This window comes from Lichenicoccus sp. (genome assembly GCF_965277665.1).
Classification (GTDB): Bacteria; Pseudomonadota; Alphaproteobacteria; order Acetobacterales; family Acetobacteraceae; genus Lichenicoccus.
The window spans coordinates 3,758,440-3,780,347 of the sequence record NZ_OZ255835.1 but is presented as its reverse complement, the minus strand read 5'-3'; the positions used below and the strand labels follow the sequence as shown (position 1 = coordinate 3,780,347).

17 protein-coding genes are annotated in these 21,908 nt (G+C 67.1%); 12 read left to right on the top strand and 5 right to left on the bottom strand.

Features of this window, described 5'->3' with window-relative positions; all coding sequences use genetic code 11:
• Window positions 1-153: 153 nt before the first annotated feature.
• Window positions 154-699 (top strand): ankyrin repeat domain-containing protein, encoded by a 546-nt coding sequence (locus ACQY4O_RS17685; RefSeq protein WP_428377688.1) that lies wholly within the window; start codon window positions 154-156, stop codon window positions 697-699.
• 23 nt (window positions 700-722) lie between these two features.
• Here the strand turns inward: ACQY4O_RS17685 and ACQY4O_RS17680 are convergent, their stop codons facing one another.
• From ACQY4O_RS17680 to ACQY4O_RS17670, 3 genes are all read right to left on the bottom strand, one after another.
• A complete protein-coding gene (locus ACQY4O_RS17680; RefSeq protein ID WP_428377686.1) occupies window positions 723-1,337 on the bottom strand; it encodes a LysE family translocator in 615 nt (204 codons plus the stop codon).
• 240 nt (window positions 1,338-1,577) lie between these two features.
• Window positions 1,578-2,840 (bottom strand): allantoate amidohydrolase, encoded by a 1,263-nt coding sequence (locus ACQY4O_RS17675; RefSeq protein WP_428377685.1) that lies wholly within the window; start codon window positions 2,838-2,840, stop codon window positions 1,578-1,580.
• A gap of 68 nt (window positions 2,841-2,908) precedes the next feature.
• Window positions 2,909-3,484, bottom strand: coding sequence for a YbhB/YbcL family Raf kinase inhibitor-like protein (locus tag ACQY4O_RS17670; RefSeq protein ID WP_428377683.1), 576 nt, complete (start codon window positions 3,482-3,484; stop codon window positions 2,909-2,911).
• Between the two features lie 132 nt (window positions 3,485-3,616).
• Here ACQY4O_RS17670 and hisC point away from each other — a divergent pair, with 132 nt between their 5' ends.
• The 3 genes from hisC (at window position 3,617) to argS (ending at window position 6,868) form a co-directional block, all read left to right on the top strand.
• Complete coding sequence (gene hisC / locus ACQY4O_RS17665; RefSeq protein ID WP_428377681.1) at window positions 3,617-4,693, top strand: histidinol-phosphate transaminase; 1,077 nt, start codon at window positions 3,617-3,619, stop codon at window positions 4,691-4,693.
• 245 nt (window positions 4,694-4,938) lie between these two features.
• A complete protein-coding gene (locus tag ACQY4O_RS17660; RefSeq protein WP_428378255.1) occupies window positions 4,939-5,124 on the top strand; it encodes a hypothetical protein in 186 nt (61 codons plus the stop codon).
• Window positions 5,125-5,143: 19 nt separating this feature from the next.
• On the top strand, window positions 5,144-6,868 hold the full coding sequence (gene argS / locus ACQY4O_RS17655) for an arginine--tRNA ligase (RefSeq protein ID WP_428377679.1): 1,725 nt from the start codon (window positions 5,144-5,146) through the stop codon (window positions 6,866-6,868).
• 18 nt (window positions 6,869-6,886) lie between these two features.
• Here the strand turns inward: argS and ACQY4O_RS17650 are convergent, their stop codons facing one another.
• On the bottom strand, window positions 6,887-8,599 hold the full coding sequence (locus ACQY4O_RS17650) for a bifunctional protein-serine/threonine kinase/phosphatase (protein ID WP_428377677.1): 1,713 nt from the start codon (window positions 8,597-8,599) through the stop codon (window positions 6,887-6,889).
• A gap of 118 nt (window positions 8,600-8,717) precedes the next feature.
• Here ACQY4O_RS17650 and ACQY4O_RS17645 point away from each other — a divergent pair, with 118 nt between their 5' ends.
• The 7 genes from ACQY4O_RS17645 to ACQY4O_RS17615 all read left to right on the top strand — a co-directional run bounded on the left by ACQY4O_RS17645 (window position 8,718) and on the right by ACQY4O_RS17615 (window position 19,757).
• Window positions 8,718-9,929: a nitrate/nitrite transporter gene (locus tag ACQY4O_RS17645; protein WP_428377675.1), complete on the top strand. Its 1,212-nt coding sequence runs from the start codon at window positions 8,718-8,720 to the stop codon at window positions 9,927-9,929.
• A 7-nt stretch (window positions 9,930-9,936) separates the two neighbouring features.
• A complete protein-coding gene (locus ACQY4O_RS17640; protein ID WP_428377674.1) occupies window positions 9,937-12,024 on the top strand; it encodes a molybdopterin oxidoreductase family protein in 2,088 nt (695 codons plus the stop codon).
• Window positions 12,025-12,046: 22 nt separating this feature from the next.
• Window positions 12,047-12,397 carry a hypothetical protein gene (locus ACQY4O_RS17635; RefSeq protein ID WP_428377673.1) on the top strand — a complete coding sequence of 117 codons (351 nt, stop codon included), beginning with the start codon at window positions 12,047-12,049 and terminating at the stop codon, window positions 12,395-12,397.
• Window positions 12,398-12,411: 14 nt separating this feature from the next.
• On the top strand, window positions 12,412-14,874 hold the full coding sequence (gene nirB, locus ACQY4O_RS17630; RefSeq protein WP_428377671.1) for a nitrite reductase large subunit NirB: 2,463 nt from the start codon (window positions 12,412-12,414) through the stop codon (window positions 14,872-14,874).
• Window positions 14,874-15,188, top strand: coding sequence for a Rieske (2Fe-2S) protein (locus ACQY4O_RS17625; RefSeq protein WP_428377670.1), 315 nt, complete (start codon window positions 14,874-14,876; stop codon window positions 15,186-15,188). The genes nirB and ACQY4O_RS17625 overlap by 1 nt, the downstream gene beginning before the upstream one ends.
• Window positions 15,189-15,979: 791 nt before the next feature.
• Window positions 15,980-18,268, top strand: coding sequence for a TonB-dependent receptor (locus tag ACQY4O_RS17620; RefSeq protein WP_428377669.1), 2,289 nt, complete (start codon window positions 15,980-15,982; stop codon window positions 18,266-18,268).
• Between the two features lie 187 nt (window positions 18,269-18,455).
• On the top strand, window positions 18,456-19,757 hold the full coding sequence (locus tag ACQY4O_RS17615; protein WP_428377667.1) for an MFS transporter: 1,302 nt from the start codon (window positions 18,456-18,458) through the stop codon (window positions 19,755-19,757).
• Window positions 19,758-19,780: 23 nt separating this feature from the next.
• Here ACQY4O_RS17615 and ACQY4O_RS17610 read toward each other — a convergent pair whose 3' ends face one another.
• Complete coding sequence (locus tag ACQY4O_RS17610) at window positions 19,781-20,638, bottom strand: alpha/beta fold hydrolase (protein ID WP_428377666.1); 858 nt, start codon at window positions 20,636-20,638, stop codon at window positions 19,781-19,783.
• 72 nt (window positions 20,639-20,710) lie between these two features.
• On the opposite strand from ACQY4O_RS17610, the gene ACQY4O_RS17605 reads away from it, so the two are divergent.
• Complete coding sequence (locus tag ACQY4O_RS17605) at window positions 20,711-21,892, top strand: M20 family metallopeptidase (RefSeq protein WP_428377665.1); 1,182 nt, start codon at window positions 20,711-20,713, stop codon at window positions 21,890-21,892.
• Window positions 21,893-21,908 lie beyond the last annotated feature (16 nt).

The following is a 21,908-nucleotide window of genomic DNA, read 5'->3' as shown; positions in this document are numbered from 1 at the left end:
TCCTGTGCTCCGCTGCTCACGGCCAGACGGCCGCTGCGCTGCGGTGCTCGGAAAGTCACGACGGCCGCGGCCCTTCAGGCCGCTCTCATCCAGCATCAGGTGTTGCCAACAGCCTCTTCGGTGGCTTCACCGCGAAGCAAGGAGCCCGCTGCCATGCCGACCAACACCACCCAACATCCGGATCCGGTGCCGGCCCCACCGGCCGGTTTCACCCACGAGCAGGTCGAGGCCTTGTTCTTCGGCGCCGCGCGGGACGGGCAGGCCGATCTGCTGGAGGCGTTCCTCGATGCCGGCGCGGATGCCAATCGCGCCGATCTGCGCGGCTACACGCCGCTGATCCTGGCCTCCTATAATGGCCATCTCGACGCCACCCGGCTGCTGCTGGGACGCGGTGCGCTGCCGGACGGCCGCGATGCCAAGGGGAGCACGGCGCTCGGCGGGGTTGCCTTCAAGGGCGATGTCGAGATTGCCCGTCATCTGGTCGAGGCAGGTGCGGCCGTCGATGCCCCGAACGATGTCGGCCGCACGCCGCTGATGTTCGCGGTGATGTTCGGCCGCGAGCAGATGGCGCGCTACCTGTTGGAGGCCGGCGCCGATCCGCGTCGCAGCGATGGCGAGGGCAACAGCGCGCTCAGCCTGGCGCGGCGGCAGGGCCACCAGGACCTGATCGACCTGCTGGGAGCGATCGCGACCGGCTGAGGCGCGAACAGCGCCCGTGCTGATCATTCGACCAGCATCGCGCTTACCGTCGCGAGGAGCATGAGCGCCATCGATACGTTGAAGAGGCGCAGCCGGATCGGATGATGCAGCAGCCGGCCGCCGCTCGCGCCGATCAGGCCCCAGCCGCCGACGCATGGGACGCTGACAAGGGTGAACACCAGGCCGAGCAGCGGTCCGAACACCAGGGCGTTGCCGCCGGGCGGCAGGAAGGTGGCGGTCGCGGCGACTGCCATGATCCAGCCTTTGGGGTTGATCCACTGGAAGGCGCAGGCGCCCCAGAAACTCAGCGTCCGCACCGCACGCAGATCGCCTTGCACCGGCGCCGTGGCGATCTTCCAGGCGAGCCAGGTCATCCAGATCGCGCCCACGGCCTGCAGCGCCCGCTGCAGCATCCGGCTGTGTGCCAGCGGCACGCCGAGGCCACAGGCCACGAGTGCCACCATCACCCCGAAGCCGATCGCGACGCCGGCCAGTTGCGGCAGCGTGCGTCGAAAGCCGTGCGCGGCGGCGGCACTGAGCATCATGATGTTGTTCGGCCCGGGTGTCGCCGAGGCGCTGAAGGCGAAGCTCAGCAGCGGCAAGAGCGGGAAACTGGGGTCGGCGGGAGATCCTGGCACGATCGGTTCCTGTTCGGAGCCGGTAGCCGGGAGCGGACTGAAGCGAAACCCCGACCGGACCGGCGGGTTTCGGGAGGCAACTCGAGGCCGTCAGGCCTTAGCGCGCATACTCCCGGACCCCACCAGAGGTGATAATCCAGAGGACGGCGGCGAGGGCGGCGCGCATGCCACGACCCTTAGCAGGATCCGCCGGAGTAACAAGCGGCCCTCATGGGCGGCCTGGCAACTTCGACGTGCTCTTCAGCGAATGCCTTCCGCGGCGAGATCCTCAAGCAGCCGCACGATCACGTCGACGGCCAGCTCCGCATCCTGCCCGGTGATCGACTCCGCCGGATTGTGGCTGATGCCGCCGCGGCAGCGCACGAACAGCATCGCGATCGGGCAGAGCGCCGCCATCGCCATCGCATCGTGGCCGGCGCCGCTCGGCAGGCGCTTGGTCTCCAGGCCACAGGCGATGGCCGCCCGCTCCAGCCGGGCCTGCCAGTCCTCGGCGCAGGGAGCCGCCGAAGCGGAGAAGCCCGGCGCGATGCTGTGGGTGACACCGTGCTCCGCGGTGATCGCGTCCCACTCATGGAACAGGGCGGCGCAGGCCTTGTCGCGCAGCGCGTCGGTCGAGGCACGCAGGTCGAGACTGAATTCGACCTCGCCGGCGATCACGTTGACGCCGCCGGGCCAGGCCCGGATCTGCCCCACCGTCGCGGTGACCCCGGGCCAGGCCAGGCCGGCGCCGCGCGTTGCCACGATCATCTCGGCGGCGGTCGCCAAAGCGTCCCGCCTGCTGTCCATCGGCACCGTGCCGGCATGGCCCGCCTCGCCGCATACCGTGACGATGAACCGGCTGGCGGCATTGATCGCGGTGACCACCCCGAGGGGCAGGGCCGCCTGCTCGAGTACCGGACCCTGCTCGATATGCGGTTCGAGATAGGCGATGACGCGGTCGGGCCGGTAGGCGGCGTCGCCGAGCCGATCCGGGTCGCAGCCGAAGGCCGATAGCGCATCGCGCAGGGTGATGCCCTCGGCATCGTGGGACGCGAGGTGCAACGCCGCATCCAGCGTCCCGGCGCAGGCGCGCGAGCCGGTCAAGGTGCGCGCAAACCGCACGCCTTCCTCGTCCCCGAAGGCCAGCAACTCGACCGCGAACGGCAGCCGGATGTCGCGGTCGCGAAGCCGTTCCAGCGCCGCCAGGCCGGCGAGGATGCCCAACGCGCCGTCATAGCGGCCGGCGTCGGGCACGGTGTCGAGATGCGAGCCGATCAGCAGCGTACGGGCGTCGGGATCGCTGCCCTCCAGCCGCCCGACCAGGGTCGCCGCCGCATCCAGGCGGGTTGCGAGGCCCGCCTGCTGCATCCAGCCGCGCGCCAAGCGAATGGCAGCCTCGTGCGCCGGGGTAAGATAGAGCCGGGTCAGGACCCCGGCGCCATCCGTGCACCGCGCCAGCGTGTCGAGCCGTCCGAGCAGGCTCGCCGGGTCGTGCGGCATCGAGCCGTCTGCTTCACTCCGCATTCCCCGCCCGTCCTCGCCCGGCCCCGGAGACGGGCAGAGCAAGACCCGGGCCGGACCGCCTGCGACGTTCAGCCTCGGCTGTAGGTGCCGATCAGCAAGCCCCTGGCGATGACGTGCCCGCGCAGCGCGGCGACCAGGGCCGACCGGCCCGGCGCCTTGTTGAAGCTCGGCACCTCGTCGAGGGCGAACATCTGGAAGGCGTAGCGATGCGGCCCGTGTCCGCGCGGCGGGTCCGGGGGGAGCCAGCCATGCGACAGGAACGAGTTCCGGCCCATGCCGAAACGCTCGCTGCCCGATCCGGAGGCCGGCAGGTCGCCCTCGGCCAGGCCACCGTCATACGGCGGCAGATCGCCCAGGATGGCGTGCACCAGCGGCCGGAAGGTCGGGCTGTCGGCATCCTCGACGAGCAGCACGAGGGCCTGCGCCTCGGGCGGCACGCCGATCCACTCCAGCGGCGGCGACAGCTTCTCGCCATCCTCGGTGTAGCGGGACGGGATCGGCCCGTCCGGCGGGAACGCTGTCGAGGTGACGGCGATCACATCCGGCACGTCGGCGAAGCTTGCGTCCTGCGTCACCAGGGCCTGGGTCCCGGGACGCACCGACTTCAGCGCGCGGCCGACGCCGGCAGGCAGTTTCTCGAGCATGCAGAGGCTCCCTCTTGACGGCCCCGTCTTGGAGACACACCGACGTTCCGCAGGCGCACAAGGTTGCCTGCAAGGCTTGCATCCTCGCGTGAGCGTGCGCACACCCTGCGCAGCCCGACAGGACGATGACCGATGAGCCGCTTCTGGAGCGACCTGGTGCACGAGTTGACGCCGTACGTCCCGGGCGAGCAGCCGCGCGTGGCCGACCTGGTCAAGCTCAACACCAACGAAAGCCCGCTCGGCCCGTCACCGCGCGCGCTAGAGGCGATCCGCGCCGCGGCCACCGACACGCTGCGCCTGTATCCGGACCCGGACGCCACCGCTTTGCGCCAAGCGCTGGCCCGCTACCACCGGGTGCAGCCCGAGCAGGTGTTCGTCGGCAACGGCTCCGACGAGGTGCTGGCGCATGTCTTCGTCGCCTTGCTGCGGCACCAGGCACCGCTGCTGTTCCCGGACATCACCTACAGCTTCTATCCGGTCTATTGCCGGTTGTTCGGCGTGCGTCACGAGACGGTGCCGCTGGACGACGAGCTGCGTGTGCGCATCGCCGACTACCGGCGCCCAGCCGGCGCGATCATCCTGGCCAATCCCAACGCCCCGACCGGCATCGCGCTGACCCGGGATGCGGTCGCGTCCCTGCTGGCCGCGCATCCGGACCAGCCGGTGGTGATCGACGAGGCCTATGTCGATTTCGGCGCCGAGACGTCGATCCCGCTGGTCGCCAGCCACCCGAACCTGCTGGTGGTGCACACCATGTCGAAGTCGCGCGCCCTCGCCGGGCTGCGCGTCGGCTACGCTGTCGGGGATGCCGCCCTGGTCCAGGCGCTGATACGGGTCAAGGACAGCTTCAACTCCTATCCGCTCGGCCGGCCGGCCCAGGCCGGGGCCATCGCCGCGATCGAGGACGAGGCCTTCTTCCAGGCCAGCCGCCAGACGGTGATCGAGAGCCGCGAGCGCCTGACCGAGGGGCTGCAGCGGCTCGGCTTTGTCGTGCTGCCGTCCTCGGCCAATTTCGTGTTCGTGCGCCATCCGCATCGCGATGGCGCCGAACTCGCGCTGGCACTGCGGGAGCGCCGGGTGCTGGTGCGGCATTTCGCCAGGCCGCGTATCTCGGCCTACCTGCGCATCACCGTCGGCACCGATGCGCAGTCCGACCGGCTGCTGGCGGCGCTCGCGGACATCCTGTCGCGCAATGCGGTCTCCGCCTGAGAGCCTGTTTGCAAACGCCTGCTGCTGGCGATCCGACGCGCCTTTTCTCCGCTCCGGTGCTCACAGCCGAGAAGGCTGCTCCGCTCCGGTGCTCGGAAAGTCACGCCGGGCGCGGCCCTTCAGGCCGCTCTCATCCAGCATCAGGCGTTTTCAAACAGGCTCTGAAGCAACCCGCTCCTGCGGCCGCTTCCCACTCCCCGCCGGGCGTCGTAAGCCTGCGGCGCACGACGACAGGATACCCCGCGATGCGCGCATTCGATGGACAGCACTCCGACAACCAGCCGATCCGGCGCAACACCGCCGAGAAGCAGAAGCAGTTGCGCGAGCTGAAGGAGACCCTGGCCGCGATGAAGCCGCACGTGTCCGCCACGCTGCGCGACAGCGTCAGGAAGCGGATCATGGAGCTCGAGGCCGAGCTGAAGACGCGCTGACCTTCGCCGGCAACCAGGCATGACGGTCTCGCTGACCCGGCGCGTCGACGACCTGCTGGCCGGCGCCTTTGTCTCGGCCGGGCTGCCGTCCGAGACCGCCCGGGCGTCCCGCGCGTCGCGGCCGGAGCTTGCCGACCTGCAATGCAACGGCGTGATGCCGCTGGCCAAGGCGACCGGGCGCAACCCGCGCGAGATCGCGGCCGAGGTCGCGACCCTGCTCGGCGCCAGGCCGGAGTTCGACGAGGTGAGCGTCGCCGGTCCCGGCTTCCTCAACCTGCGGCTGTCGGCGGCCTTCCTCGCGGAGTGCGCGCGGGCGCAGGCGGCGGACCCGGCCCATGTCGGCATCGAGCAGGTCGAGAGCGGCCTGGTGATGCTCGATTTCGGCGGCCCGAATGTCGCTAAGCCGCTGCATGTCGGACACCTGCGCACGCTGGTGATCGGCGAGAGCCTGCGTCGCATCCTCGGCGCGCAGGGCATCCGCACCCTCTCGGACACCCATCTCGGCGACTGGGGCCTGCAGATGGGCATGCTGCTGTCGGAGATACGCCGGCGCTGGCCTGATCTGCCGCCGGGCAGCCTGCCGCCGCTGACCGAGGCCGACCTGCAGGTGCTCTATCCACAGGCCGCTGCTGCCTGCCGGGCCGATCCCGCCCGCATGGACGCGGCGCGCGCCGCGACCGCGGCGCTGCAGGCCGGCGACCCGGAGGCCCGCCGCGTCTGGTCGGAACTGCGCCGGATCTCGCTCGACGCGCAGATGCGGGATTTCGCGCTGCTGGATGCGCATTTCGACCTGCTACTGGGCGAGAGCGACGTGCAGAAGCTGATCCCCGACATGATCGCCGACCTGCGCGCGCGCGGTATCGCCACCCTGAGCGAGGGCGCGCTGATCGTCGAGGTGGCGACCGCCGAGGAATTCAGGCCGATGCCGCCGCTGCTGCTGGCGAAGTCGGACGGCGCCGCGCTCTATGCCACGACGGACCTTGCGACGTTGCTGTCGCGCAAGCGCGAGTACGATCCCGCGCGCATCATCTATGTGGTCGACCAGCGCCAGGCGCTGCATTTCGAGCAGGTGTTCCGCGCCGCGCGCCGCGCCGGCTATGTCGGCGGCATCGAGCTGGTTCATGCCGGCTACGGCACCGTGAACGGGCCGGACGGCAAGCCGTACAAGACCCGCGAGGGCAATGTGGCGCAGCTCGCCGACCTGCTGGGCGACGCCATCGGCCGCGCCGCCGAGCGCCTGCCGGAGACGCCACCAGGCCTCGACCGCGAGCAGCTTGCGCGCCTGGTCGGCCTGGCGGCGGTGAAGTTCGCCGACCTGTCGTCGTTCCGGACCTCCGGCTACGTGTTCGACGCCGAACGGATGGTCTCGTTCGAGGGCCGCACCGGACCCTATGTGCAATATGCCTGCGTGCGCATCGGCTCGATCCTGGCCCGCGCCGAGGCCCAGGGCGCCATGCCGGGTGCGATCGCGGTAGTCGCGCCGGCGGAGCGCGCGCTGGTGCTGGAATGCGCCAGGCTGCCGGACGCGGTGGCGTCTGCCAGCCGCAACCTCGCCCCGAACGAGATCGCCGACTACGTGTTCGCGCTGGCCCAGGCCTTCAGCCGCTTCTACAGCGAGTGCCCGGTGCTGGCTGCCTCTGACGACGCCGAGCGCGGCTCTCGGATCGCCTTGTGCGGCCTCACCCGCATGGTGCTGGCAAAGGGCCTCTGGCTGCTCGGGATCGCGGTTCCCGGGCGCATGTGACGGACGCTCCGTCATCTGTCATCTGAGTGCCAGCGACGCCAGCAGCGCCAGCGCCAGCACGGCGCTGACGATCTGCCAGCCGCGCAGCGGATCGCGCGCGAATACCGGCACGCGCCCGGATGGGATCACCTGCATGCCGGCCTCGCCGTGCTCGAGGGCGAACAGCAGCTCGATCGCATCGGCGTAGCGCTGCGCGGGTGCGACGGCCACCGCCTGCAGCAGCACGCGGTCGAGCCAGGGCGGCAGGTCCGGCCGCAGCTTGAGCAATGGCTGCGGGACCCCGAAGTGCGGATGCGAGAACGGCTCGATCTCGCCATAGGGATAGGCGCCGGTGAACGCCCGGTACAGCGTCACCCCGAGCGCGTAGATGTCGGTGGCGACGCTGCCCGCATCCTCGCCCGCCAGCATCTCCGGCGCCCGGAAGCTGGCGGTCCCGGGGGCGGCGGCAAGGGCAGGGGTCGCGGCATCCGCCTCCAGCTGCGGCAGCCGGGCCACCCCGAAATCGATCAGCCGCAGGCCGCCGCCTTCGGTCAGCACGATGTTCTCTGGCTTGATGTCGCGATGGATCACCCCGGCCCGATGCAGCCCTGCCACCGCCTTGCACAGCCGCACGCCGATGCCGATGCCCTGCGGCGCCGAAACCCGCGGCGCGCGGCGTAGCCGGCGCTCCAGCGTCTCGCCGGCATAGAACGGCATCGCCAGATACAGCGCGCTGCGCCGCTCCGCAGGCAGGTCGATCACCTCGCCCAGCCACGGGCTGCGCACCGCGGAGCCGATCCAGGCCTCGCGCGCCAGTGCAGACAGCAGCATCGGGTCGGCCTGGCGTGGCAGCTTGAGCACGACCGGCGCGTCCGCCCGGGTGTCGCGCGCCACGAACACCCGGGTGTCGCGCCCGGACGGCAGCGCGCGTTCCAGCCTGAAGCCGTCGAAGGACTGGCCTTCGCGCAAGTCGGGCACGCACGGCAGGTCCACGAGAGCCGCCGCGAGGTCGTCCTGGCCGGCCGGCGGCAGCGACAGCACGTCGAGCACGCAGGCGGTCAGGTTGTCGGTGCTGCCCGCCGCGGAGGCCGCGCGGACCAGCAGCGACGCCGCCTGCGCCGGCGTTCCCGACGCCAGCAGCCGGGCGATGTCGCGGTCGCGGAGCGCGCCGTGCACGCCGTCGCTGCACAGCAGGTAGCGGTCGCCGTCCTGCGCCGGCACCGCCTCGCAGCCGACGGCGAGGTCCGGCTGCAGGCCGATCGCCCGGGTCAGGATGTGCGAGCGCCCGGCGCCGGGCAGTACGTCGTCGCTGGTCAGGCGCTGCAGGCTCGGCGCCCGCCGGCGATACAGCCGGCTGTCGCCGACATTCACCACGAAGGCCTGCCGGCCGCGCAGCACCAGCGCGGTGAAGGTGCAGGCCATGCCCTCCAGTTCGGCATCGACCCGGCCGATGGCATGGATCCAGCGATTCACCGGGTCGATCGAGCGCCCGAGCGCATGGCGCATGCCGAGGGCCGGGTTCTGCGAGCCGAAGCCGTCGAGGAACAGGCGGACCGCCAGTTCGGCGGCGACCCGTCCGCCGCGATGGCCGCCGAGCCCGTCCGCGACGACGGCGACCGCGACCGGAACCGCATCGGATCCGGCGGCATGGCTCGGATCCTGCAGCAGCCTCGCGGGCGATACCGCCACGTAATCCTCGTTGCGCGTTCGCTTGCCAATGTCGCTACAAAATCCTGCCTGCAGTTTCATCATCAAGCCTACTTTCAAGGCAGATTCTCATTTTTCAGAAGTCTCTCGTCCATTCCGCAAGGCAAAGGTGCAATGTCAGCCGTCTGAAGCTGCAACCGGGTGTCGCCAGCGAGGCGTTCTGATGATCAACCGGGCGTTCCTGAAAGCCGGCCATACCCCGACATTGCTCTGCGCCTTCTTCTATTTCGACATGGCGTTCATGGTCTGGGCGCTGCTCGGCCCGCTCGGGGTGCAACTCTCCAGGCTGCTGCACCTCACCGCCGGCCAGAAGGGGCTGATGGTGGCGCTGCCGATCCTTTCGGGTGCCGTGCTGCGCGTGCTGTTCGGGGTGCTGGTGGACCGCCTCAGGCCGCGCCTGACCGGCATCATCACCCAGTGCATCGTGCTCGCCACCCTGGTCGCCACCTGGCTGATCGGCATCCACTCCTATGGCGAGATGCTGATCCTGGGGCTGCTGCTCGGCGTCGCCGGTGCCTCGTTCGCGGTGGCCCTCCCACTGGCCTCGCGCTGGTACCCGCCGGAGTACCAGGGCATCGTCCTGGGGATCGCCGGCGCCGGCAATTCCGGCACCGTGCTCGCCGCCCTGTTCGCGCCCACCCTGGCGGCGCATCTGGGCATCGCCACGGTGTTCGTGATCGCCGCAGTGCCGGTCGCGATCGCGTTCGTGACCTACCTCGCCTTCGCCCGCAACGCACCCTCGCCGCCGCCGCCGAAGCATCTGGCGGACTATGCCACCGTTCTGGGTCATGGCGATGCCTGGTGGTTCATGCTGTTCTACGGTGTGACCTTCGGCGGCTTCTCCGGCCTCGCCTCGTCGCTCACCATCTACTTCAACGGCCAGTACGGGCTGAGCGCGATCGCCGCCGGCTACTGCACCGCCGCCTGCGTGTTCGCGGGCAGCATGGTGCGCCCGGTGGGAGGCGCGCTGGCCGACCGCATCGGCGGCATCCGTGCCCTGACAATCATGTACATGATCGCGGCGGCTGCCCTCGTCATCGTCTCGATCGGGTTGCCGCTGTTCTGGATGGCGCTCGCGGTGTTCGTGGTCAGCATGCTTGCGTTCGGCATGGGCAACGGCGCGGTGTTCCAGCTGGTGCCGCAGCGCTTCCGCCGCGAGATCGGCGTGATGACCGGGCTGGTCGGCATGACCGGCGGCGTCGGCGGCTTCTTCCTCGCCTCCTCGCTCGGCTTCGCGCGCCAGCATACCGGTTCGTATGGCGCCGGCTTCCTGATCTTTGCCGGCCTGGCCCTGCTGGCGCTGCTCGGCCTGACCAGCGTGAAGTCGCGCTGGCGCACCACCTGGGGTGCGAGCGTGGATGTGGCCCAGGTGTAGCGCGGGCATGGACGCGCTGACCGTCACCCGCACCGAGACGCACTGCCCGTATTGCGCGCTGCAATGCGGCATGACGCTCGAGCGCGCAGGCGACGGCGTGTTCACCGCGCAGGCGCGCGACTTCCCGACCAACAAGGGCGGCCTGTGCCGCAAGGGCTGGACCGCGGGCAGCCTGCTCACCCATCCCGAACGCCTGACCACACCGATGCTGCGCGACCGCAAGGGGCAGCCCCTGCGTCCGGCGTCATGGGACGAGGCGCTGGACCGGATCGCCGGCGGGATCCGGCTGCTGCAAGCGGCACACGGCCGCGACAGCATCGCGGTGTTCGGCGGTGGCGGCCTGACCAACGAGAAGGCCTACCTGCTCGGCAAGTTCGCGCGTGTCGTGCTCGGCACCGCCAATATCGACTATAACGGCCGCTTCTGCATGGCGTCGGCCGCGGTCGCCGGCCTGCGTGCGTTCGGGCTCGATCGCGGATTGCCGTTTCCGCTCGAGGATATTCCCGGCGCCGAGACGATCCTGATCGCGGGCGGCAACCCGGCCGAGACCATGCCGCCGATCATGCAGTATTTCGAGGCGCAGCGGGACCGCGGCGGCCGGCTGATCGTGAGCGACCCGCGCCGCACCGCCACCGCGAAGCTCGCCGACCTGCACCTGCAGCTCACCCCGGGCACCGATGCGTCGCTCGCCAACGGGCTGCTGCACGTGGCGGTGCGCGACAAGCTGATCGATGCGCACTTCATCGCCACCCGCACCACCGGCTGGGAGGCGGTCCGACGGACGGTGGCCTCGTACTGGCCGGACCGGGTCGAGCGCGAGACCGGGGTGCCGGCGCTGCAGATCGAGCGCGCCGCGCACATGCTGGGCGAGGCGGCGACGGCGATCATCCTGTCCGGGCGCGGCGCCGAGCAGCAGAGCCAGGGGGTGCAGAACGCGCTCGCCTTCATCAACATGGCCCTGGCACTCGGACAGGCCGGGCGCCTGCATTGCGGCTGGGGCTGCCTGACCGGGCAGGGCAACGGCCAGGGCGGCCGCGAGCACGGCCAGAAGAACGACCAGCTGCCCGGCTATCGCCAGCTCGCCAATCCGCAGCATCGCGCCGAGGTGGCAGCGGTTTGGGGTGTGGCGCCCGAAAGCCTGCCGCAGCCCGGACTGCCGGCCGTCGGCATCCTGGATGCGCTCGGCCAGGAGGGCGGCATCCAGGGGCTGCTGCTGATGGCCTGCAACGTGCTGCTGTCGGCACCCGATACCGGCATGCTGGCGAAGCGGCTCGCCGAACTGCCGCTGTTCGTCGCCTGCGACCAGTTCCTGTCCGAGACCTCGTCGCTCGCCGACATCGTGCTGCCGGTGACGCAATGGGCCGAGGAGAGCGGCACCATGACCAATCTCGAAGGCCGCGTGCTGCGCCGACGCCAGGCCAGCGCGCCGCCGCCGGGTGTGCGCAGCGACCTCGACATCATGGCCGACCTCGCCGCCCGGCTCGGCCAGGGCCGCCACATCCCGTCCAGCGATCCGGAGATCGTGTTCGACGAACTCCGCCGTGCGTCGAGCGGCGGACCGGCGGACTATGCGGGGATCAGCCTGGAGCGCATCGACCGCGAGCAGGGCGTGTTCTGGCCCTGCCCGGACGAGACGCAATGCGACAGCCGCCGCCCCTACCTGCAGCGCTTCGCGCACGAGGATGGCCGCGCCCGCTTCCACGCGGTGCAGCGCCGCGCGTCCGCCGAGGAGCCGGATGCGCGCTACCCGCTCTACCTCACCACCGGCCGGGTGCTCAGCCACTACCAGACCGGCGCGCAGACCCGACGGGTGCCGGAGCTGGTCGCCGCCGAACCGGAGGCGTTCGCGGAGATCCATCCCGACACCGCGCGGCAGGCCGGGATCGCGCAGGGCGGCATGGCCCTGCTGACCACGCGACGCGGCGAGGGGCGCTTCAAGGCGCGGCTGACACCGGACATCCGGCGCGACACCATCTTCGTGCCGTTCCACTGGGGCGGCGCGTCGAACGCCAACCTGCTGACCAACGACGCTGTCGACCCGAATTCGAAGATCCCGGAATACAAAATCTGCGCCGTACAACTGGCATCCGCGTGACCATCGTAAGGACAACACGACCATGATCGAGAGCACCCCCAGGATCATCACCGGCATCTTTGCCTTCACCGGTGCCGGGTATGGCAGCCCGGTGGGGCTCGCGGGGCTGGAGGCCTATCGCGTGCCGGCCGACAAGCGCTCGCAACTGGTCTATCTGCGCGCCGGCAATTCCGCGGCCGAGATGGTGAGCCTGGTGCTGCTGCGCGACGGCAAGCCGATGCGCCTGTTCCCGCTCGGCGCCAAGTCCGGCCAGCACGTGCCGCTCGCGGTGGTCGAGGATCTGTTTCCCGAGACGGTGCTCGAGATGCGCATCGCCGCTCCCGAGGGCGTCACCGGCACACTCGTGCTCGACATGGGCCTGATGGAAATCTGATGGGGGACGTTTCGATGACGCGACAGAGGCTGGTGGTCATCGGCAACGGCATGGCCGGTGCGAGGGCGGTGGAGGAGGTGCTCGCACGCGGCGGCGGCGACATGTTCGACATCACCATGTTCGGCGACGAACCGTATGGCAACTACAACCGCATCATGCTGTCGAACGTGCTCAGCGGGGCGCAGGACGGCAGCGAGATCACCATCAATCCGCTCGACTGGTACGCCGACAACGCGATCACCCTGCATAGCGGCTCGCCGGTCACCGAGATCGACCGCGCTGCCCGGGTGGTGATGTCGCAAGCGGGTGTGAAGGCGCATTACGACGTGCTGCTGATCGCCACCGGCAGCCGCGCCTTCATCCCGCCGATCGAAAACATACGCGACGAGACACACGACCTCCGCAAAGGCGTGTTCGGGTTCCGCTCGATCGACGACTGCAACGGCATCATGGCAACCGCGAAACGCAGCAAGGTCGCGGCGGTGATCGGCGGCGGCCTGCTCGGGCTGGAAGCGGCGCGCGGACTCCTCAACCATGGCTGCGCGGTGCATGTCATCCATCTGTCCAGGCACCTGATGAACGCCCAGCTCGACACCCAGGGCAGCGCCATCCTGCGCCGCCAGATGGAGGAGATGGGCGTCACCATCCATCTCGGCAAAAGTACCGAGGCCCTCCTTACCGAGGGAGACATGGGCAATGGCCGCATCACCGGGCTGCGCTTCAAGGATGGGGACACCCTGGCCTGCGACATGCTGGTGGTGTCGGCCGGCATCCGCCCGAACATCGAGATCGCGCAGCGCGCCGGGCTGACGGTGGAGCGCGCCATCGTGGTGGACAACACCATGCGCTGCCTGGACGACCGCCGCATCTTCGTGGTCGGCGAATGCGCGCAGCATCGCGGCAAGGTGTACGGACTGGTGGCGCCGCTGTGGGAGCAGGCCCGCGTGTTTGCCGATCACGTCACCGACCACAACCTGGACGCGGCCTATCACGGCTCCAAGCTCGCCACCAAGCTCAAGGTGATGGGCGTCGAGCTCGCCTCGATGGGCATCACCGAGCCGGCCGAGGCGCGCGACGAGGTGATCCAGTTCAGCGAGCCGGGCCGCGGCACCTACAAGAAACTGATCGTGCGCGACGGGCGCCTGGTCGGCGGCATCCTGATGGGCGACATCTCCAAGGCGGCCTATTTGATGCAGGCGTTCGACCGCGACAGCCCGCTGCCGGACGAACGGCTCGGGCTGCTGTTCGACCTCGGCACGCCGTCGCAGAAGGTCACACTCGATGAGATGCAAGGCGACCAGCAGGTCTGCAACTGCAACGGCGTCACCAAGGAGGCGATCGGCGCCTGCGTGAAGTCCGGCCGCAAGACCACCAGGGCGGTGATGGATGCGACCCGCGCCGGCATGGGCTGCGGCTCCTGCAAGAGCCTGGTCGGCGAGGTGGTGGCGTGGTTCGCCGGCGGCGCGGTCGAGGAGGACCCGCAGGTCCACTACTACGTGCCCTGCATCCCGATGACCAAGCCGGAACTGGTGGAAGCGGTGCGCGGGCAGGGCCTGCGCTCGGTCTCCTCGGTGTTCCGGGCCCTGGCAGGCGGCGTCGAGGATGCGGCCAGCAAGCCGGCGCTCGCCTCGCTGCTGGTCACGCTGTGGGCGGGAGACTACGAGGACGAGCGTGACGCGCGCTTCATCAACGATCGCGTGCACGCCAACATCCAGAAGGACGGCACCTTCTCGGTGGTTCCGGAAATGCCCGGCGGCGTCACCACGCCGGACGACCTGATCCGCATCGCCGAGGTGGCGAAGAAATACAACGTGCCGCTGGTCAAGCTCACCGGTGGCCAGCGCATCGACCTGGTCGGCGTCTGCAAGGAGGACCTGCCGAAGGTGTGGGCCGATCTCGGCATGCCGTCCGGGCACGCGTACGGCAAGAGCTACCGCACCTGCAAGAGCTGCATCGGCACCGAGTTCTGCCGCTTCGGGCTCGGCGACAGCATGGGACTGGCGACGAAGATCGAGCGCCGGTTCCGCGGCGTCGACAGCCCGGCCAAGCTGAAGCTCGCCACCGCCGGCTGCCCGCGCAACTGCTCCGAGGCGATGGTCAAGGATATCGGCGCGGTCGCGATCGGCAGTGACAGGTGGGAGATCTATGTCGGCGGCGCCGCCGGAGCGCATATCCGCAAAGGCGACGTGCTGTGCACCGTGGATGGCGAGGACGAGGTGATGCGGATCACCGCGCGGTTCATGCAGTACTACCGCGAGACCGCGAAATGGAAGGAGCGCACCTACAGCTTCGTCGAGCGCGTCGGCATCGAGCGGCTGCGCGCGGTGGTGGTCGACGACAGCGACGGCATCGTGGAGGCGCTGGACGCCGCCATGCAGCGTTCCGTCGATGCCGCCTACGACCCCTGGCAGGAGGCGATGCGTCCGCGCACCGCGAACCAGTTCAGCGGCCTGCTGCTGACGGGCGGAGCCAAGTGATGCCGGCCCCGATCAGGATCGCCCACCTCTCCGACATCCCCGAAGGCGAAGGGCGGCTGGTCGAGGCGGCGGGCATGCATCTCGCGGTGTTCCATACCCGGGCCGGCGTGTTCGCCACCCAGCCGGACTGCCCGCACCGTCAGGGCCCGCTCGCCGACGGGCTGACCGGCACCCACACCGTCATGTGCCCGCTGCACGACCGTATCTACGACCTGCGCACCGGGGCCGGGGTCAACACCGATTGCAGCATCACCACGTATCCGCTGACCGTGATGCAGGATGGGGCGATCATGCTGGAGATGGCGCAGGCCTGAGAGGCCATTCGCTCCTGGCTGGGCGGGCACCGAACCGGTCTCAGACTTCCGGCCGCTGAACGACGTTCTAGGAATCAGTGAAGTCGCGGCGTGTTCCCGGTGGGGCGATCAGATTCGAACAGCGCCTTGGCTTTGGCCGACCGGTGCGCGTGCTCGGCAAACGGCGCCATGAAGGGCTCATCGGTCTCGTGGTCGGCGCCGGGACGGCCGTGCAAAAGAGGCCAGGGCGACCGCTCCCAGATGGCCGAGCCATCCGGCACGAGCCCCGCGCCCTCCAGGTCAGCGCAAGATGCATTTCTGTCACGGCGATCCGCATCGAAATGCCACTTGAGATATTCTGGGAATGATATACGAAAGAGCACGGTTATCCGTTTCTGGAGTGCGCAGCGATGCGGGGCCTGTTCCGTCTAGTAGCCGAACGCCGGTCGAAATAGGGAGTTGGACGCCGACCAACTCAAACGATCGTACGGCTGGCGGCAGATGCACCGACATAGTCGGTTGGTAGGGTATCCGAGCGTTATGAGCCGACGCCCGCAAATGGCTAGCAAGACATTTCGTTCCGATACTAGAGCGAAAGTTTGGATTGTACGAAAGTTTAAGCACGGTTAGGCTCTAACCTATTCAATCGCTTCAACCAGAGCGACTGAAAGACTGAACTCTACTTCGAAGGGGTGACGATGGCAGTGAGGAAAGCTGGAGATCGGGAGTTCGCTTGCGTCGCGATGGCGGGCCGGAGCGAGCCCGCCGTCAGACTGGCCAGGGCCAGACTGCTTTACGCGGGACTTATCTGCGTGACCGCTGCCGCCACCGCACGTCCGGTTTATGCTCAATCCGCACCATCGCAAGGCGGAACGTCCAGCGGTCCTGGGGTGCCGGCATCGAACGCCGGCGATACCTCGGCCGGTCAAGAGATTGTGGTAACCGCCGAGAAACGCACCCAGACGGAGCTCAACGTGCCGATTGCGATCACCGCAATCACCGGTGCGGATCTTACCAGCCATGAGCAAACGCACTTCGAAGACTACGCTGATACAATTCCAGGTGTACAGGTCACCGACACCGGCTTAATCGGATCGCAGCTCATCATCCGTGGCCTCTCAAGTGGCTCCGCCTCGACCAGCCCCTCTGCAGCAATCTACATCGACGACACGCCCTACTCCGTGGAAGGGCCGCTCGCCGGATCCTTCGGGGCGGCGCCCAACCTCGACACCTATGATCTGCAACGGGTTGAGGTGCTGAAGGGACCGCAAGGCACACTTTACGGCGCAGATGCGCTCGGCGGACTGTTGAAGTACGTGACCAATGCGCCAGATCCGTCCAAGTTTGAGGGCAGTCTCCTTGTCGGGGCCAGCGGCGTCTACAACGGGAACACCCCGGGTGGCGATGTACATGGAATGGTGAATATTCCACTTGCTGACAATTTGGCACTGCGCCTTGTCGGCTACGACACCTATGCCCCAGGTTTTATTGACAATGACTATCTCCATGAGACCGGGATCAACGATACGCAGACCTATGGTGGCCGTGCCTCTCTGTTATGGGAGCCACTTTCGAACCTCACGGTCCGCCTCAGTGGGCTCGTTCAGAATAGGCAATACGGCGACTTCTCCTCCGAATACGTCAACGGGGCTACTGGTAGACCGTACCCGACCGCCACCAGCGCGTGCTCTTCGGCGGTGGCGTGCCCCGCAGGACCCCTGGTGCTTAACAACTATATCGACCAGCCGGGCCACACCTTGAACGCAGTTGCGAGCCTCAATGTTCGATGGGACGCTGGTCCGTTCACCGTCACATCCACCTCGAGTTACGCACGCTTCGTCACCAGTGGCATCTGGGACTACACAGGCCCGCTCGGTGCGACTACTACATCCGCCCTGAATACTCAACTTGCCACCCCGGGGACTTACGGGATCGGGGTCAATGACTATCGGGCGGCAAACATGTACACCCAGGAGCTGCGCCTCGCCTCTCCCGAGTGGCAGAAAGTGGCGTGGCAGTTTGGGGGCTACTTCAACCACGAAAGTTCAATCTTGGAGCAACTCGGCTTTCCAATCAGCGCGGCGACAAACCAAGGTCTGACGTCGTTCCTTCCGCCAGACAACCTGCTCACGGAAAACGCTCCGACGACCTACGCGGAGTACGCAGGCTTCGGTGACATCGACTACCATATTCTGCCGACCTTCGACATCTCCGCGGGCGGCCGCTATAGCGCGATCCACGGGACCGTTGTTGAAAACGCCTATGGGCCCTTTGGGGCAGGGCAGTCGATCCCGTTCACAACGACCAATGAGCGCGTGGCCACGTTTTCTTTGGAAGCGAGCTGGCATTTTACGCCAAGGAACATGTTCTATACCCGAGTGGCAAGCGGGTTTAGCCCCGGTGGTCCGAACGAGCGCAGTCCGACGGCGACTTTTCTGCCCAGCACATACGCTGCCGAGACGACGGTTGACTACGAAGCGGGCCTCAAGGGAAGGCTCTTCGGCAATCATCTCACCTATCAGGTTGACGCCTTTGACATCGACTGGCACACGATCCAGTCGTCAGTGATTATTGACGGGTTCGCATCGATTGCCAGCGTAGGCGACGCGCATAGCCGCGGGTTCGAATGGGACCTCGCCTACGTTCCTCGTCACGGGTTGACCTTCAAATGGGACGGTGACTACACCTACGCGAGCCTGGCATCGGTGACGCCTGAGGGTGTCAGCGTCGGGGCCCAACAGGGCGACATCCTACCCCTCGTACCGCGCTGGCAGACGAGCGGGAGCGTACAATACGAGCAACCGGTATCCGCCGATTGGTCTGGGTTTGGCAGCGCTGCGGTTCGGTTCAACGGTGATCGCCTCGGTGATTTTCATCCCGGCATTTTCCGAACGCCTCTCCCAGCCTTTACAATGATCGACTTCCAGCTTGGCATGGAGAACAAGAAGTACTCGGTCACCCTCTACTGCAAGAACTGCTCCAACGTCATCACGCCGACCGACGATCTGACTTGGAACTCCTCCTCCAACGGAACCGGCCTACAAAACGCGGCTGTCTTCACCCCGCGAACGGTTGGCGTTGAGCTAAGCTCGAGGTTCTAGCATCACGTCGGGCACACGACTGAGCGCTAAAGAAACACATGCTTTCGCTTTCCTTTCCGTGAAGTTCGTCACTTATCGCAATTGAACGTGTCTGCAGAGCGAGAGGACAAGCGTGAGGGTAGGGAAGTTGAAACGTCCATTCGGGAAAGCCTACAGGACGAGGCCGCCGTTACGTTTGCGGGCTCATATGCTCCTTGCGTTCCTGATGCTCGCGGCGGTGTTCGCCTACGCGGATCAGGCATTGCTCGCTTTGCTTGCCTCCAGGGTCAAGGCTTCCTTCGGCTTGTCGGACGCGAGCTTGGGCGTTCTCCAGGGCCTCGCTCTTAACCTGAGTACGGCGATAGCGCTGCTATTTGTCGGGCCGCTAGTCGACAAGATAGATCGAGTGAAGCTCTTGATGTGCGCCGCCGGGATGTGGAGCGTCTTCACGGTGCTCACCGGCCTCGCTCATGAGTTCTGGCAATTGTTTTCCTGCCGAGTTGGTGTTGGTATTGCGGAAGCAGCGGTCTACCCCTCCGCCTTCTCGCTCATCGCAGATCTCTATTCGCCGAAGCGTCGAGCACTGGTGGTCTCGATATTTCTGATCGGCACACTTGCAGGCGCGAGCGCCGCAACCGCCATCTCCGGAGCCTTGATCAGAGCCCTTGATGTGGCGATCGCTGCTCACACCGGCGCCCTCTGGATGTTGCCGGCATGGCGAGTGGCTTTCGTCGCCGCGGCGCTTCCGGGCTTTGCTCTCGTTGTCGCACTGGCGGCCTCGCGGGAGCCCGGGCGGCGACAGGAGAGCGAGGTTTTGGTCGGTGCGCAGACGCCAGGGTCGTTTGTCGGTTTCCTCGTTGAGAAACGACTGCTGCTGGGACGCCTTGTGGGTGCGATCGTGCTGTCGCAGTTTGGTATGGCGTCGATGATCTTCTGGATTCCGAGCACGTTCACGCGAGCCTTTGCCTTCAGCGCCGGTCAGGCTGGCGAGTGGCTAGGCGCCATATTCGGACTAGGATCGCTGTCAGGCCTCGCAGTCGGGACCGTCCTTCTATCCCTGCTTAGCCGGCGTTACGAAGCCACAGCGCCCTTGATTGTGCTCAAGACCGCGGTCATTCTGGCGGCTCTCACAGTCCTGATCATACCGTTCGCGAATTCTCCGATGCTCCTTGCGACAACGATCACCGGCTTCATAGGGTCTGTCTATGTCGGGATCACCGTTGCACCGAGCCTACTTATGGCTGTGGCACCGAACCACCTGCGCGGCCGGCTTATCTCGCTTGAGACGTTGATCCTCATCGGTTCGACTGCAGTAACGCCACCGCTCGTCGGAGCGCTGTCTGACCACGTCTTCACCGGCCCGCACGGGCTAGCGCTTGCGCTCAGCGCAGTGGCGATACCTGGCAACCTGCTCGCACCGCTACTATTGCGGAGGATTGAGCACCTGTTGCCACAGACTCAAGACACGGCATCCCGCGCCGCAAACCGTGCTTTGAGCGAGGCGTCCTAGCTTCGCAGGGTCTTACAACAATGCTACTCGGTTTTGAAGAGGAACGTCTCCAGCGCCGCGAGCCACTCATTGGGTTTATCTACGGTGCAGATATGTCCAGCGTTTTCCACGATGTGCAACCGCGAGAGGCCCGGCCGAATCGCAGCGTGAAGCTCCCGGGCCAAAGGCAGCGGCAGGATAGGATCGCGATCGCCGTGCAGCACCAACGTGGGGCACTCAACTCGCGCCAGAACGGAGCGGAAATCCATGGTGTGCCACTCCCCGCCGCGGCGGAAGAAGTGCCGCCGCACCTCTGGACGATCAATGGAACGCCCCAAGGCGATCCGGTCGAACTCACCCAGGCAATAATACGGTAGGCATCGGCGCATGAACTCCGCCTCGGTCTCGGGGCCGCCAGTCTGCGATAAGTGTCGACGCGCGATCTCACCGATTTCCGCACCGCCCAACTCGGCGAACATCTGAGCGGAGAGTTCGGCATCCGTGCGCGGTGCCGTGCAAACCAAGCCAAGCTTAGACACACGCTCAGGGTAAGCGGCGGCGAAGGCTTGCGCGACAAAACCGCCGAAAGAGGCGCCCAGCACGTAGGGTTTGCGGATGTCGAGTGCGTCGAGAAAACCGGCGACGTCGTCGGCCCATTGAGACAGCGTCCAATCATCCGGCGTGCTTTCGTCGCTGCGGCCATTGCCGCGGTGATCAAGATATATCACCTGCGCGTGCTCGACGAACGGCGACATGAAGGGCTTGTAGGTCGCGTGGTCAGCGCCGGGACCGCCGTGCAAAAGGAGCAGGGTCGGCCGCTCCCGCATGGCCGGACCCGCCGCGACGAGGCCTGCGCCCTCCACGTCGAAGTAAAGTTGCACTCCGTTCACAGCGATCCGCATGGAGGTCTCCCCTTGAGTGATTCTGAGAATGATATACAACTGACAAAGCCTGTCCACTGTCGGAGTGCAGCGATGCAAGACCTGAAGATCAAGGTCGCCAGGGTGATTGACGAGCTCGGCCCGGAGCTCGTCGATGTGGCGCGGAAAATCCACTCGCAGCCCGAGCTGGCTTTCGAGGAGCGATACGCGGCGGATTTGTTGTGCTGCGTACTGGAGCGGCATGGCTTTGTGCCGGAACGCCAGGCGTACGATCTTGAAACTTGCTTCCGGTGCGACTTCGGCGAAACCGGACCTGTTGTTGCTATTCTGTCTGAATATGATGCCTTGCCAGAGTTGGGCCATGCATGCGGGCACAATCTGATCGCGGCCATGGGCTTGGGGGCAGCTTTGGGACTTGCCAAGGTCGGCGCCTTTGGCGGCCGAGTGCGCTACCTGGGAACCCCTGCTGAAGAGTTCGGCGCCGGCAAGGCGGTGATGGTTGCGCGCGGCGCGTTCGCCGGCGTCGACGCAGCGATGATGGTGCACCCTGCCGCGGTCGATTTGGAGGCCATGCCTGCGCTCGCCTTCACGGCGGTCAAGGCGACTTTTCGGGGCAAGGCTTCGCACGCTTCAGTATCGCCGGAGAAAGGGGTGAACGCGCTTGATGCATGCGTCAGCGCCTACCAAAACATTGCGCAGCTGCGCCAGCACATCACGCCGTACGAGAGGGTGCATGGCATTATAAATTACGGCGGTGCGGCTCCAAATATAGTGCCCGAACGGGCCGAGGCTACCTTCTTCGTGCGGGCTGGGGATGAGGCCGGACTTGAAGCGTTGGCCGCGCGGGTGGGCTTGTGCCTCAACGCAGGCGCCATGGCCGCCGGGGCGAGCGTGGATCTCGACTGGTGGGAACGTCCGTATCTTGATTTGCGAAGCAACGGCGCCCTGGCCCGGACCTATCGAGCGAACGCCGAGACGCTGGGGCGCTCGTTTAGAGAAGTCTCGGAAGTTCCTGTGAGTGCGCGCGGCAGCACAGACATGGGAAACGTGAGCTACGTCACACCCTCCATCCACCCCACTATCGCGATCACGTCGGGTGAGATGGTTTCACCCCATACTCCCTGTTTCGCCCGTTGTTCGGCTTCTAGGACGGGCGAAGGTGCCGCGCTCGACGGCGCCAAGGCCATGGCGATGACAGCGATCGATTATTTTTCATCCCCTGACCTGCGCTCAGCGGTCGCGCGAGACTTTGCGAGCGGCACTGGCACGCTATAATGGCGATCCACAAAAC